General features: G+C 60.7%; 13 protein-coding genes and 1 other annotated feature. Of the genes, 2 read left to right on the top strand and 11 right to left on the bottom strand.

What is annotated here, in order from left to right; all coding sequences use genetic code 11:
* Window positions 1–2 precede the first annotated feature (2 nt).
* On the bottom strand, window positions 3–1010 hold the full coding sequence (locus tag OYT13_RS06230; protein WP_268567452.1) for a quinone oxidoreductase family protein: 1008 nt from the start codon (window positions 1008–1010) through the stop codon (window positions 3–5).
* Between the two features lie 102 nt (window positions 1011–1112).
* Between OYT13_RS06230 and OYT13_RS06225 the strand changes: the two genes are divergently transcribed.
* Window positions 1113–2009: a LysR family transcriptional regulator gene (locus OYT13_RS06225; protein WP_268567855.1), complete on the top strand. Its 897-nt coding sequence runs from the start codon at window positions 1113–1115 to the stop codon at window positions 2007–2009.
* A 427-nt stretch (window positions 2010–2436) separates the two neighbouring features.
* Here OYT13_RS06225 and OYT13_RS06220 read toward each other — a convergent pair.
* The 9 genes from OYT13_RS06220 to OYT13_RS06180 form a co-directional block, all read right to left on the bottom strand.
* Window positions 2437–3671 (bottom strand): IS3 family transposase gene (locus OYT13_RS06220; RefSeq protein ID WP_268567451.1). Its coding sequence is split into 2 segments (ribosomal slippage): window positions 2437–3380 and window positions 3380–3671, totalling 1236 coding nucleotides; the frame shifts between segments, so codons are not numbered across the junction.
* Window positions 3274–3390: a sequence feature (AL1L pseudoknot), on the bottom strand. Its footprint overlaps the gene before it by 117 nt.
* 138 nt (window positions 3672–3809) lie before the next feature.
* Window positions 3810–4814: an alpha/beta fold hydrolase gene (locus tag OYT13_RS06215; protein WP_268567450.1), complete on the bottom strand. Its 1005-nt coding sequence runs from the start codon at window positions 4812–4814 to the stop codon at window positions 3810–3812.
* 106 nt (window positions 4815–4920) lie between these two features.
* Window positions 4921–5715, bottom strand: coding sequence for a molybdate ABC transporter substrate-binding protein (locus OYT13_RS06210; RefSeq protein WP_268567449.1), 795 nt, complete (start codon window positions 5713–5715; stop codon window positions 4921–4923).
* Between the two features lie 59 nt (window positions 5716–5774).
* Entirely contained in the window at window positions 5775–6713 is a 939-nt protein-coding gene (locus tag OYT13_RS06205; protein WP_268567448.1) for an SMP-30/gluconolactonase/LRE family protein, read from the bottom strand.
* 6 nt (window positions 6714–6719) lie between these two features.
* Window positions 6720–8015 carry an MFS transporter gene (locus tag OYT13_RS06200; protein ID WP_268567447.1) on the bottom strand — a complete coding sequence of 432 codons (1296 nt, stop codon included), beginning with the start codon at window positions 8013–8015 and terminating at the stop codon, window positions 6720–6722.
* 10 nt (window positions 8016–8025) lie between these two features.
* Window positions 8026–8844 (bottom strand): amidohydrolase family protein, encoded by an 819-nt coding sequence (locus tag OYT13_RS06195; RefSeq protein WP_268567446.1) that lies wholly within the window; start codon window positions 8842–8844, stop codon window positions 8026–8028.
* A gap of 14 nt (window positions 8845–8858) precedes the next feature.
* Window positions 8859–9692 (bottom strand): SDR family NAD(P)-dependent oxidoreductase, encoded by an 834-nt coding sequence (locus OYT13_RS06190; protein ID WP_268567445.1) that lies wholly within the window; start codon window positions 9690–9692, stop codon window positions 8859–8861.
* 12 nt (window positions 9693–9704) lie between these two features.
* Window positions 9705–10265 carry a carboxymuconolactone decarboxylase family protein gene (locus tag OYT13_RS06185; RefSeq protein WP_150552590.1) on the bottom strand — a complete coding sequence of 187 codons (561 nt, stop codon included), beginning with the start codon at window positions 10263–10265 and terminating at the stop codon, window positions 9705–9707.
* Window positions 10266–10285: 20 nt separating this feature from the next.
* Window positions 10286–11596 (bottom strand): cation:dicarboxylate symporter family transporter, encoded by a 1311-nt coding sequence (locus OYT13_RS06180; RefSeq protein ID WP_268567444.1) that lies wholly within the window; start codon window positions 11594–11596, stop codon window positions 10286–10288.
* Window positions 11597–11842: 246 nt separating this feature from the next.
* Between OYT13_RS06180 and OYT13_RS06175 the strand changes: the two genes are divergently transcribed.
* Window positions 11843–12787, top strand: a complete 945-nt coding sequence (locus OYT13_RS06175) for a LysR family transcriptional regulator (protein WP_268567443.1) — start codon at window positions 11843–11845, stop codon at window positions 12785–12787.
* A gap of 33 nt (window positions 12788–12820) precedes the next feature.
* On the opposite strand, the gene OYT13_RS06170 is transcribed toward OYT13_RS06175, so the two are convergent.
* Entirely contained in the window at window positions 12821–14431 is a 1611-nt protein-coding gene (locus tag OYT13_RS06170; RefSeq protein ID WP_268567442.1) for a methyl-accepting chemotaxis protein, read from the bottom strand.
* Window positions 14432–14459: the final 28 nt, after the last annotated feature.

Here is a 14459-nt window from a genome sequence, read left to right as displayed (position 1 = left end):
GCTCAGGGACGCAGGAGAATGGCACCGACAGTTTGCCCGGCTTCGAGCCGGCGATGTGCCTCCGCCGCTTCGCTCAACGGAAGGACATCGCCGATCGTCGGCCGCAGCCCGGCCTGCAGTTGCCGGATCGTAGCCAGCGCACCTTCGCGGTAACGTGCCAGATCCGTCATGAAGCGAAAGACGCCGGGCCGGGAGAGCGCCACCGAACGCGCCGGGCCGAGCAGCGACAGATCGAGCAGTCCGGGGTCACCCGCCACCTGGCCGACATTGGCGACCATACCGTAAGGACGAACGCAGCCGAGGGTATCGAGCAGGGTCTTTCCACCGATGCCGTCGATAGCGTAATCGACGCCCTCGCCATCCGTCAGCCGCATGACCTCTGCCACGAAGTCCTGATCGCGGTAATTGATGGCGTGGTCCAATCCGTGTGCGATGGCCAGTTCCGCCTTGGCCGATGAACTGACGGTGCCGATGACGCGAGCGCCCATGGCCTTTGCCCACTGCACGAGCACCAGCCCGAGACCTCCGGCCGCGGCGTGCACGAGCACCGTTTCGCCAGCCTTCAGCGAATAGACGTAAGTCAGCAGCATATGAGTGGTGATGCCGCGCAACAGCAGGCTGGCCACCGCATCGTCGGGTACGTCGTCGGGCAAGGCGATGGCCCGGTCGGCCGGCAGGTTGCGGGCGCTGGCATAGCCGCCGGTGGGTAAGCCGGCGTAGGCAATGCGTTGGCCCAGGCGCACCGTGTCGACATCCGGCCCGAGCGCCTCGACGATGCCAGCGGCCTCGACGCCAAGCACTGCGGGAAGCGACGGCAGACGATAGAGGCCGGTGCGGTGATAGATATCGACATAGTTAACCCCGATCGCCGTGTGCCGGACTCGGATTTCGCCGGCGGCCGGCGGAGGCAGCGCTTCGTCTACGGTGGTCAGTGCCGCCGCGTCGCCATATTGACTGATAACGATCTGGGACGCTGCTGATGAAGCGTGAAATGATTCGCGCTCTGTCATGGTGTTCTCCTGATGGATGAGCTTGCAAGCACAGCTTACGTCTAGCAAAATGCCACATCAATTTTCCAAATATTGACATTTACTGTGCAAAAAAACACAGCAATGACTGGCGTTGGAAAGCGCGCTCTCCAATGGGATGACGTACGTTATTTTCTGGAACTGGCGCGCACGGGCAGCCTGTCGGGCACGGCTCGGCGGCTCGGCGTCGAGCACTCGACCGTGGCAAGGCGCGTCGAGGCACTGGAACAGTCGCTGGGGATCAGACTTTTCGACCGCTTGCCCAAAGCGTGGTCACTGACGGCGGAAGGCGAAACGCTGGTCGCCCAGGCTGGCCGACTGGACGACGAAGCCCAGGCGTTTTCGCGGGTAGCGCTCGGCGTTTCATCCTTGCAGGGAACGGTCCGGCTGTCGGCACCCCCTGCCTGGGCGGGTCATTTCCTCGTGCCTCGCCTGGCCGCCATGCGCGCCAGATGGCAGAACATCGATCTGGAGGTTATTGGTGAATCGCGGGATGCCAATCTGGCGCGGGGCGAGGCCGATCTGGCGATCAGAATGTCGCGGCCGACGGCAGCGGGACTGGCGGCGCGTGGCATTGGGGACATGGGGTATGGACTTTACGCCGCCCATGGTTATACCCGTCGACCGGCTGATGCGTGGGAGTTCCTGGGTTACGACGACAGTCTTGACCAGGTACCGCAACAGCGCTGGCTGAGCCAGGTTGCCGGCAATCGGCGTTTTGTCTTCAAGAGCAACGATCTCACTGCGTTACTCAACGCTACCCGTGTGGGTCTGGGAATCGCGGTACTCCCTCATTTCCTGGCAGCCAACGACGATGCATTGGCGTTGGTCCCCGATCCTGTCTGCACCATCGTAAGAAAGCTATGGCTGGTGATGCATCCCGATGTCAAACGCTCGCCACGCGTGCGGCTGCTTGCCGATCTACTGGTGGAGGTGGTCGTCGAGGCACAAGCGCTGCTGTTGGGAGATGCCCCCGAGTGATTCTTCGAGGGCCTTTCCATCCTGCTGTCACTGGCTTGTTGATGTCCAACGCACGCCGAACCTGGTCGATTGCAGCAAGCATGCCATGACACACCAAAACGGCATTCCGAAACGCACAAAAACAAAAAAGCCCTTGAAAATTCAAGGGCTTCATTGTGTGCTTGGCGGAGCGGTGAGTCCGGGCATGGTTTGTCTCACGTCACGCCCCCTGCTAACAGGGAAATTTGCAGGGAATTCGGGCCTTTCTTACTCCCCCAATCTAGCCATTTACCAGATGCTGTGTGGGCTAGGGCGCGCTGGTGACCACGACGACTGACTCGAAACAGCGAATAACAGGGAAACATCCGGGACGAACGCCGCGGCCGACGACAGTCGCACGCCTGGTATGACTTTTGAACCGCCCCGGAAATCGTGGAGGCTGGTTGGTTTAAGTTGATGCGAGTTCAGCGGCAGCTGTTTCAAGTTGCCGATAGTAGTTTGCCCCAGCTTCGGCGGGCGGGATATAGCCGAGGGGTTCCATCAACCGATGATGATTGAACCAGGCCACCCACTGCAGCGTTGCCAGTTCAACGGATTCCCGCGTTTTCCAGGTGCGGCGATGAATCAGTTCAGCCTTGTACAAGCCGTTGATCGTTTCAGCCGGGGCGTTGTCATAGCTGTCTCCCCGGCTGCCGACCGACGGTTCGATGCTCGCTTCGGCCAGCCGTTCGCTGTAGCGAATACTGACGTATTGGGACCCTCTGTCGGAATGGTGTATCAAGGTTCCGTCGTTGCCCGGGCGCCGCACGTAAAGCGCCTGTTCAAGGGCATCCAGAACGAAGTCCGTGGTCATCGAACTGCTGACTCGCCAGCCGACGATACGGCGAGCAAACACATCGATCACGAAAGCCACATACAGCCAGCCCTGCCACGTCGAAACGTAGGTGAAGTCAGAAACCCAGAGCTGGTTTGGCCGTGCCGCCTTGAACTGGCGATTGACCCGATCCAGCGGGCGCGGGGCTATGGCATCAGGAACAGTCGTGCGAACACGCTTGCCTCGCATCACGCCGCGCAAACCCAGTTGCTTCATCAAACGTTCGACCGTGCAGCGCGCCACCGCGATACGCTCCCGGTTCATCTGCTTCCAGACTTTATCCGCGCCGTAGACCTGCATGTTGGCCTGCCACACACGCTTGATCTCCGGCCGCAGACGTTCATCGCGGATTGCGCGAACAGAGCGCCGCGATGGATCACGAAGCTGCGCGGCATGGCGTCGGTAACCCGACGGGGCAATCCGCAAGACCTTGCAGATCGGCTCGACCCCGAAGGTGTCGCGATGCTGATCGATGAAGGCCTTCAGGACTTGAAACGGCGGTCGAGCTCCGCCTGGGCGAAAAACGCGCTCGCGACCTTGAGAATCTCGTTGGCACGACGCAACTCCTTGACTTCGCGCTCCAAGGCCTTGAGGCGCTCGCGCTCGTCTGTGGTCACGCCATCGCGCTCACCGTGGTCGACCTGGTCGCGCTTGACCCACTCATGCAGTGTCTGCGGTGTGCAGCCGATCATCGGCGCAATCGACTCGATCGCCGCCCACATCGACGGATGTTCGCCACGCTGCTCGCGCACAAGGCGCACCGCCCGCTCTCGGACTTCCGGGGAAAACTTGGTTACCTTCTTGTTCATAGCTCCATTCTCTCAAGAGTTGGAGCCTCCACAAAATCCGGGGCGGTTCGCATTCACCATGATCTACTCTCCACGTACAGATAGGTCAAATGTTGAGCTGCCCTCAGGGAAGTCAGCCCAAGTATCGAAGTGCCCGCGTTACTGCTTTGTCCAAGAGACGCGACGCGCAAACTTCGCAATTTCGTCGGCCATCGCCTTCGGTTGCTCCGGGGCAAACGCATGACCGGCATTCGGCACGACCACTACGGTTACCCGATCCCCCAACATGGACTTGAGCACCATGGAGAAACGACGGGGAGCCACAGGATCGCTCTCTCCCTGCAAATCGAGAATCGGTGCACTGCCGGCCGCAAAGTAGTCATCCACCGGCGTGACGTTTCGCGCGTGCGATTCAGCCTCGTGGGTATCGTGATGCCATCCGTCCAGCCAAACCGTCGGGTCATTCCCAGGCGCAAAAAATGCTTCCTTCAGGTAAATCAGACGCTGGGCACGCGATAGCCGAAGGTCTCCCGCACCGTCAATCGCCTTGCGCATTTCTGGACCAATCGGCTTCTCGGTCGAACCCGGCGGAACCTTGCCGGCGGATGCTGCGACGAGTACGACACCGCGAACCAAATCCGGGCGATCCGTCGCCACCTGGCGAGCCGGAAAGTTGCCCCATGCGTGCCCAACGACGACAGCTGGACCCGCATGCTCGTTCTCAATCACGGCAGCGACGTCACGCGCAAAGTCGTGCATGTTCAGCGATTCCATCGGGCCCACGCTTCGCCCAATTCCGCGCGGCTCAGGACGGACCACGCGGAAGCCGCCAGCAACGAGTCGAGCCGCAACATCGTCGTAGTCGCGGCCCGAGCGGCCAAGCGATGGCAACATCACGATCAACGGGCCCTTACCCTGGCGCATGACGTCAATCTGCACGTTGTCGTGCTTGACGAGGGTGTGTTCCACGTTAGCGGCAAGCGCGCCGAAGCTCACGCCCAGTGCAACGACGGCAGCAGAGATGGTACGGATGCAGGTCATTTTCCAAATCCTCAGTGAATGGTCTGCCAGTAAGAATGAATAACGATGGGTGGCCTGGCGCTCCGGCTCAGTTGCCCGAAGCGACGATAGAAACACCGTGTGCGACCCGCGGCGCTGGCTCAACAGCCGGGGCCATACATTGACGTAGTGAACGGGGGAGCGACGTGGGCAACAGCCAGCGGAGCGTGTCCGGCTGACCGGCAATGCCGAGAATGCGTGGGGGAGCCGCCTACTTCGAGATCGGGTCCAGCCCACTGCGCGCCATCAGGGCCCGCGCTTCCGGCGTTCGCAGATAGTCGATTAACGCTTGGCCAGCTGCGCGTTCTCTGGCGTGCACACCAATGGCTGCGGCAATCACGCTGGCCTTCTGCACTTCCGCAGGCAACGGCCCCACGTACTGAATGCCTGAGATAGCACGCAACTCGCTGATTTGCTGCAGACCCAACTCCGCGTCGCCGCGGGCCAGTGCCGTGCCGACGAGTTCCTTGCCGCGGATAAGCACGCTCTTCGATTTCATCTGCTGTGCCACACCAAGTCTCTCGAACAACGTTTGCGTGATGTAGGTACCACTCGCACCTTCCGAGAACGCCACCGACTTCGCCGCCAACAGCGACTTGCGCAGATCGTCGACCGTTGCTACGTTCGGCTTCGCCGCACCGGGAGCTACCGCAACACCGATGCCGCTACTCATCAGATCCACTCGCGACGCGGGGTCGAAGTAGCCTTGCTTGACGTGATCGGTAAGCGCTGCGCCGATCATGAAACAGACATCCATGGGCTCGCCGGCGCGAATCCGCGTAGGAAGCGCATCGCCTGACGTGCCGTACGAGGGCCCCCACTCGATATCGACGTGATTGCCGGTCTCACGTTCGAACGCCGGCACGACCTGTGCAAAGGCAGCTCGCAACGCGCCGGTGGCGAGCACATGGACTTCCGCCGCCTGAGCGGCCACTGATGCCATACACACGGCAAGCCCACAAATGCCGGAGGCAATAGCCGCGCGAGCGAATGAACGACGAATCATCAAGTTGTCTCCTATGTTTCTCTTTTCTATTTATCGATGGTCGGCGAGTCTGCTAGAAATCAGGTCATTCCGCGTGTGTTGACGAACAGGGAATATAGCGACGACGTCGCCGCCATGAAGAGACGATTGCGATGGCGACCACCGAAGCACAAGTTGGCGCAACGCTCAGGCAAGTCGATGTGACCGATCGGCGATCCGTCAGGCGCGAAGACCCGCACACCATCGAGTTCGGCACTGCCTGTCCCCCAACCACACCAAAGGTTGCCATCGACATCGACACGGAAGCCATCCGGCGTTCCGTCCTTCGCGTCGATCAACACGCGCGGACGACGCAATGCCGCGCCACCCACGACATCAAACGCCATGATCGTTCGCGGACGCGCGCGTGACGCCACCACGTAAAGAATCGTCTCATCGGGAGAGAACGCGAGCCCGTTGGGTCCCGGGATGTCGTCCGCCATACACGCGAGCTCACCGCTCTGCGGGTCCAACCGGTAGAGGCCCCCCGGCAGTTCGGCTTCCGCAACTTGCCCCATGTAGTCGCTTACCAGACCGAACGGCGGATCGGTGAACCACACGGCGCCGTCACGCGAGACGACCACATCGTTGGGCGAGTTCAGCCGCTTACCCTGGTAGCGTTCGGCGAGCACCGTGATACTGCCGTCATACTCGGTGCGCGTTACGCGACGCTCACCATGCTCACAGGCAATCAGCCGTCCTTCGCGATCACGTGTCAGCCCGTTGGCCTTGGTCGATGGGGTGCGATAGGCGCTGACGCTCTCGGTCACTTCGTCCCACCGCAGGATTCGGTCGTTGGGGAGATCGGTCCAGTACAGTGCGCGTGCGTCACCAAACCAGACGGGGCCTTCAGCCCAGCGCGCGCCAGTCCACAATCTCTCGACGCGCGCGTGAGGCAGACGGTAGTGTGCGAACCGGTCGTCCAGGATTCTGATCGCCGGATCGGGGGTGCGCAAATTGGGTTGCCACGTGTCGGTCATATTGTTTCAGGCCTCCTTGACCTGTGCCTTGAGATAGGCCGAGAGCAGCGTCGCGAGAACGAGCATCCCGCCCATCCCCATCAAGCCGGCATTGAACGATCCGGTTACGTCCTTGAGCCAGCCGACCATGGCCGGCCCGACCAGGCCGCCCAGACTGCCCACTGCATTGATGAATGCGACGCCACCGGCCGCTGCCTGCTTGTCGAGGAAGGTCGCCGGAATGCTGTAGAAGCAGGTCCGCACGGACGACAGACCCACAATCGCCACTGTCAGGCCGAACATGGCGGGCAACAACGAGCTGGACGCTACCGACGCAAAAAAGCCGATGGCCGCCACGGCGCACGTCAGCACGAGATGCTTGACGTAGCGACGCTTCCTGGCGAGCACGCGCGCCCACGCCAGCATTGCCAGGCTGCCGACAATGTACGGAACGGCAGTTGCAAGGCCAACCTGCATGTCGGTGAGATGATGTGTTTTGAGGATAGTGGGCATCCAGACGCCGATCCCCAGAATCCCGATGATGTAGCTGAAGAGAATCGCGGCGAGCAACCAAACGCGCGAATCCTTGAGCGATTTGCGGAAATCGCGCTCGTGCGTCGTTGAACGCTCGCGCTCCAATGCGTCCTGCAGCGCTCGCTGCTCGTCATCGGTAAGCCACTTCGCGTGCGCAGGCCCGTCGGGAAGCGCGAACAGACACACCACGCCAAGCACGCACGCGGGCAGACCTTGCAGAACGAAGAGCCACTGCCAACCGTGTAGTCCAAGCACGCCGTCGAGTTGCAGCATCGAAACGGAAAGCGGGCCGCTGAACACCGACGACAACGGAATGGCGGCTAGAAAAATGGCCATCATTCGCGTGCGAAACTGCGACGGAAACCAGAGCGTCAGGTAGAAGATCACGCCGGGGAAAAAGCCGGCTTCGCCAATGCCGGCCATCAATCGGATGAACGCGTAACTAGTCGGGCCGACGGCGAAGCTCGTGGCGGCCGCGAACAGCCCCCACGTAATCATGATGCGAGCGAGCCAGCGACGCGCACCGTACCGATAAAGTGCCAGGTTGCTGGGCACTTCGAATAGGCAGTATCCGACGTAAAAGATCCCGGCGGCCAATCCGAAGGCCGATGCGCTAAGGCCCAGGTCCCGGTTCATGGTCAACGCCGCAAAGCCAACGTTGGTGCGATCCAGATAGTTGATGAAATAAGCAAAAGCCAGCAGCGGGATCAACCGCCACGCGGCCTTTCGGCATGCGCTTTGCTCAGCGCTGTCTCTCGACGTGGAATTCAGGGCAATCGGTGTGGACATCGATATTCTCTCAGGCGTACAACTTCATCGGGTTATCGCAGAGCACCGCCTGCGCAGTAGCCTCGTCGGCGCACACCAAGCGAACGAATGCCAGTAGTGCAGCATCGTCAGGCACATCCCCCGCAATATTCGGATGCGGCCAATCCGAGCCCCAGATCGCCCGATCGGGCGCCGCCTCGAGCAGGCGACGCGCGAGCGGCAACGCGGCATCCCACGGAGGTGCCGCGCCTTGCATCAATCGGTCGACGCCGGAGAGTTTGACCCAGCGCATTGGGTTTTCCAGGTGTCGTTCCAACGCTTTCATCGCGACTTCGTCGATCGGCAGCGTAGCGTCCTGCCGCCCCATGTGATCTACGACGATAGGAATATCCAGATCCGACCACGCGTCGAGCACAGGAACGATCTGATCGAGACGACCGTGAACCAGAACGTGCCAATTCAATGCCTTCACACGCACTGCGGTCTCACGCAGTCGAGCGAAGTTGCGCTCGCCAGGCAGGTGCCCCATAAAGTTGAAACGAACGCCGCGCACCCCCCCTTGGTCGAGACGATGCAGTTCGGCGTCCGTGGTGGCATCGTCGACGAGCGCAACGCCGCGATACCGCCCCCCCGTCATGGCGATACCGTCAAGCAAGGCGCTGTGATCGCGTCCATAGCAAGCCGCTTGTACCAGCACGCCATGCGAAACGCCAATGCGGTCGTGCATGGCCAATAGATCGTCCATGGGCGCGAGGGCCGGCAGATAGGCGGCACCCTCAGGCAGCGGGAAGGCTTTCCAAGGTCCGTAGATATGGGTATGGCAATCCCAGACGCCGCGATGTGTCGACATACGTCTGCGCTACCTCAATCGCAACGTGCGGTCATGCCGCCGTCGACCACAAGTTCGGTTCCCGTCACAAAACGGGCCTCGTCGGAGGCAAGGAACAATGCGGCATAAGCGGTATCTCGACCGTCGCCCATGAAGCCCAGAGGAATACGTGCAAGGCGGGCTTCCAGCAGCTTGTCGATATCGCCGCCCGTACGCTGACCGGCCAGACGGACTTCCACCATCGGCGTGTGCAATTGGCCAGGAACGACGGTATTCACACGAATGCCCTTCTTCGCATATTCGACCGCGACAACCTTCGAGAGCTGGATCACGCCAGCCTTGCAAGCGGCGTAGGCCACTTGCGCGGAGCCCGTCCAGCGAATGCCGGACGTTGATGCCGTATTGACGATGGCACCGCCCCCGGCACGTTCGAGTTCTGGAATAACGTGCTTACATGCCAGGAAGACGCTCTTCAGATTGAAAGCGACTTGGGCGTCCCACTTCTCTTCAGACAGATCTACCGGACCACCGGAGGCGGAGCCGCCGACGTTATTGACGAGTACGTCGACCTTGCCGTAGGTTTCGACACACGCCGCTACCATGGCCTTGACGGCCACGGAATCGGTGACGTCACACGTGTAAGGCGTCACCTCTCCGCCGGCCTCACGCACGCGGCGAATGGTTTCCTCCATTGCGTCGAGACTCTTGTCGACGGCGAAAACGCGTGCGCCGGCCATTGCAAACAGCACGGTCACCGCACGACCGTTGCCCCAGCCCGGCCCGACGCATCCGGCGCCAGTCACAATTGCCACCTTGCCTTGCAGACGACCATTAGCAAGCGCGGCTTGCAGCTCAGTATTCGATTGCACGATTGATCCTTGTTACAGAGAAATGGGCAGTTCAGGCGCGACGCCAGCCGGCGCCGGCACGTTGAAGACCTTGATAGTCATGGAGATGAGCGTGTAGTAGCCTGCGATGCCGACAAGATCCACTAGGCCGTCCTGACCGATTTCGTCGATCAGCGCGGCATACAACGCATCTCCGATGCTGCGTTGCGCGTGAAGCTGCGTCATGAATTCGTAGATCAGCGCCTCGTCCCGATTCACGAACTGCGGCGCCTTGCCGTCACGCAACGCATCAAGCACCTCGGGCGCAACCCCGGCTTCCAGCGCGAACGGCTTATGTGCGGCCCACTCATATTCGGCAAGCCAATGGCGGCCCATGCACATGATGGCAAGCTCGGAGAGTCGCGGCGGCAGGCTGCTGTCATAACGGCAGTAGCGCCCCAGTGCTTGCGCGCGATCAGCCAGAAGCGGTCGATGCAACCAGACCGCGAGCGGACCACGCACGCCCTTGCGGGGACCCGAGGCAATGGCGTCGTAGACGATGCGCTGCTCCGGCGAGAGTTGCGTCGGGTCGATGTCGGGAAGACGAAGTTCCATGGTGATTATTTCCGGCAGAATCAATTCGCCTGCGCAGCGGCTGCCGAATCCGGCGCGCCAGCAGACAGTTTTAGAAGCGAAGGGCGCACGCGACGGCCGGTTTCCTGAGCAAACGCGTCGGCGTCGAATGCGCCTTCCCAGCGGGCGATGGCGAATACGGCGACGGTGTTGCCGACTACATTCACGAGCGCTGTGGCGATAGCCATGATCCGGTCAATCCCGAAGAGCAGGCCGAGGCCGGCTACCGGCAGCGTGCGCATCGATTGCAGCGTGGCTGCGAGCTTCACGAAAGCACCGCCCGCGACGGTGGTACCGCCCTTGGAGGTCAGGCTGAGAATCGCCAGCAGGCCGAGCTGCTGCCAGAGAGAGAACGGCGTATCAGTGGCCTGCGCAATGAAACCGACAGCGATAGCCATGTAGATGGAAGTGCCGTCGAGGTTGAAACTGTAGCCCGCCGGCAGGACGAAGCCGACCACTGCCTCGTCACAGCCCGCACGACGCAGCTTCTCAATCAGTCGCGGGAAGGCCACTTCACTTGATGCCGTGCCGAAAATCAGCAGGATCTCGTCACGAATCAGGCGCAACACGCCGAAAAACGGCAGACCAATACCGGTGCTGATCGCACCAAGGACGCCGAAGACGAAGATCAGGGATGCGGCGTAATACAGAATGATGACCTTGAGGAGGTACAGGAGCGTCGCGCCGCCGTAGCTGCCCACCGCTGCGGCCATCGCACCGAAGGCGCCGAGCGGGGCCAACTTCATGATGAAGCCGAGCATGCGGAACAGCACCGACGTGGCTTCGTCAATTCCGCGCAACAGCACCGAATCCGCACCGACCGACAGGTTCAGAGCCAGGCCGGCCAGCACCGAGATGATCAGCACCTGCACGATATCGCCCTTGGCAAAGGCATCGACCAGCGTGTGCGGAATCAGGCTAAGCAGGTAACTGACTGCGGAGACGTTGTGCGCACCGGAAGTGACCTTGGCAGCGTCGGCGGCTTCGGCCAGATTGCTCGCGTGCAACCCGACGCCCGGTTGAAAGACGTTGACCAACACAAAGCCGAGCACCATCGCGATCGTGCTCACCACTTCGAAGTAGATCAGCGATTTGATGCCCATGCGTCCAAGCATGCGCAGATCACGCACGTGGGCCAACCCCTGGACGAGGGTGCAGAAGATGATCGGCGCCAGCATCATCTTGAGCAGCGCGATAAAGGCAGTGCCGATCGGTTTCATGGCGATTGCCCACGCGGGCGCCACCAGGCCGAGCGCGATCGCGCACGCAAGCGCAATAAGGACCTGAATGTGTAGCTTCTTGAGATGCTTCATGTTGTCTCCTGAGCCGACAGTACGTTCTCGCGCAGCGATCGCTGCAAACGCCGTACGGCTTCTCATATCGTTAGGTGCGATCCGACCATCAAGCCAGGATCACTGCGGAACAGCGTCGTCAGCTTTGTGAACTACCACGCTGCTCGCCATTCTCGGTATTTGTTAAAAGCATAGTTCCACGTAGATCCGCTGACAAACACCGTATAATCATAAGAAGCTATAACATGCAGGAATATCTTAGACGCTATGGAAATCAGAGAGCTGCGTAGCTTTATTCGGGTGGCCCGTGCCGGCAGCCTGAGCCGAGCGGCCGCCGAGCTTTATGTGGCTCAGCCAGCCCTCAGCCGACAGATCGCGAAGCTTGAGGCCGAAATTGGTGTTCCCTTGTTCGTGCGCCACGGTCGTGGGGTTCGGATGACAGCTGCCGGCGCTCGATTGCTTGAGCGCGCAGAGATGATCACGCACCTGCTCAACGAAACGGCCGAGGAAGTACGGGCAAGTGCCGATGAGGAGCGAGGTCACTTGGCAGTCGGCCTGCCTCCGACGATGAGCGCGCTGATCGGCGCAGAACTGACGCGCGAATTTCGCACTCAGTGGCCTAATGTGTCGTTGCATGTTCGCGAAGGGTTGAGTACTTCTTTGCAAGAGTGGGTAATGGACCGACGTGTAGATCTTGCCGTGGTCTACAACCAGCCGCCCCTCGAGGCATTTCAGATCCAGCCTCTCTATAGCGAACCCATGATGCTTATCGGACCGCCTGGAGACAGCGGTGGATCTCGCAGCTACCACATTCGAGATCTGGCAAACACGCCACTAATTCTTCCCGGCATGCCCCACAGCAACCGACTTCTGGTTGAACAGGCAGCGGCTCAGCACGGCGTGAGGCTCAGAGTTGCACTCGAAGTGGACAGCGTTGCCCTTACCAAGCAGTTGGTGAAGTCTGGCGAGGGGTATTCGATACTTGCCTATATCGCGGTTCAGCAGGAAATAGCGTCAGGCGAGCTCATTGCGCATCGCATTGAGCGACCGTCCATTCGGTCCAGCGTTGCCGTGACAACCCTGAGGGATACGTCTGCGTCGCGCTTCGCTCTGGCCTGGATCGACTTGCTTCAGCAACACTTGAAGCGTTTTTTGGCGCTAGCACCGTGGGGTGCGGAGGTGCAGTGGATGGGCGCTCCCCTTGAGAAGTGAATCAACGCGGCATATGTCACCACTGGGGGGGCTTCACAATGCTCCCAACGCCAAAGTCATTGCACGATCCGGGGACGAACGTCGCGAGTCTTGGGCGTCGGAAAGCCGAAATACGGACACGGCTTCCCTCAGGTTTGACGCTTGCTCCTCAAGCGATTGTGCCGCCGCGGCGGCCTCTTCGACGAGAGCGGCGTTCTGCTGGGTGCTTTCATCCATCTGCATGAACGCCTGATTGGCCAGTTCTATGCGCTGTCCCTGATCCGACGAGGCGGCGGCGATCTCTCCGACAATACTGGACAACTCGTTTATCGCTTGCCTTACGCGCCCCATTGTCGTGCCGACGTCGTGCGCCTGCCGCGAGCCGTCTGCGACGAGCGTTGACGAAGTCTCTATCAGCGCTTTTATGTCGCGCGCCGCACACGCTGCGCGCTGTGCCAATGCTCTCACCTCAGATGCAACGACGGCGAAGCCACGCCCGTGGGCGCCGGCGCGGGCCGACTCGACGGCGGCGTTGAGCGAAAGAATATTGGTTTGAAACGCGATCGCTTCTATCATTCCCGTAATCTCCGAGATCTTCGCCGAGCTTTCGCTGATTCGTCCGATCGTCTGGAGCATCGCTGCCACGGCCTGATCACCAGCATCAGCCAGACCGGCCACATTCGCAGCGAACATATCGGCGCGGCAGGCATTATCGGCGTTATGTCTGATCGTACCGGCCAACTCGGCCATGTTGGCGACAGTCTGGTTGAGTGAGACTGCCTGCGCCTCGGTTCGGATCGACAAATCGACATTCCCGCCGGCGATTTCATGTGCGGCAATAGACACCGACTCAGCAGACACCTTGATGACGCGAATCGTTTCCGCGAGGTGGTCGCGCATCCGCTTCATCGAGTGAAGCAAACTGCCGCTGCCCGCACGCTCGTCTTGCACTACAAACGCCAAGTCGTTCTCCGCGATGCGCGTGGCGATCTCAGCCGCGTACTTGGGCTCCCCGCCAAGCGAGCGCCATATCCCGCGGTTCACCCCGACGACGGCGATGCTCAGAAGCGTGCCGATGACGGCAAAGACACCCAGGCTCCGCACGAGCGACGCGTAGAAGGCGGCATTGATGTCGTCGACATATACGCCCGTCATCAATATCCATTGCCATGGCCGATACGCGTCGTTGTACGAGATTTTCGGAAAGATGCCGGTCGCGCCCGGCTTGCCGAAGGCGTATCGGGTAAAGCCGCTACCGTCCCGGTGGATCTGGTTCAGCACGTTCTGATTGAATGGTTCGCCATTCCGATCTCTGAAGCCACTGACGTTTCGCCCTTCGTCCTCCGGTTTCGTGGCACTCATGAGCAGGACGCCGTCCGGGTTGAGGATCGTGAAATAGCCTTTCCCCCCGGCGTAACGCATCTTGCGGATCACACCGATCGCGCTGCGCTTGGCTTCATCGATCGTCAACGTCCCGGTGGCTGCCTGGTCCGCATAGCTTTGGATGACGGACTTTGCAAGCTCCATCGCGTGAACGAGACCGGATTGCCTCTCTTCGAGACGAATTCCCCGACTACTAATGGCATCCGATATCGAAAGGCACGCAAAGCACGCGAGACTTAAGATCAGCGGCAGCCACAACTTCTGCGAAAACGACAACTTCATGTCTTCTCTCGAAAGGGAGCTTCAATCA

It is taken from the genome of Pandoraea sp. XJJ-1, from assembly GCF_026802345.1.
GTDB classification, from domain to species: Bacteria; Pseudomonadota; Gammaproteobacteria; order Burkholderiales; family Burkholderiaceae; genus Pandoraea; species Pandoraea cepalis.
Note: the sequence above shows the minus strand (reverse complement) of the source record. Positions and strands in the feature narration are given on the sequence as shown.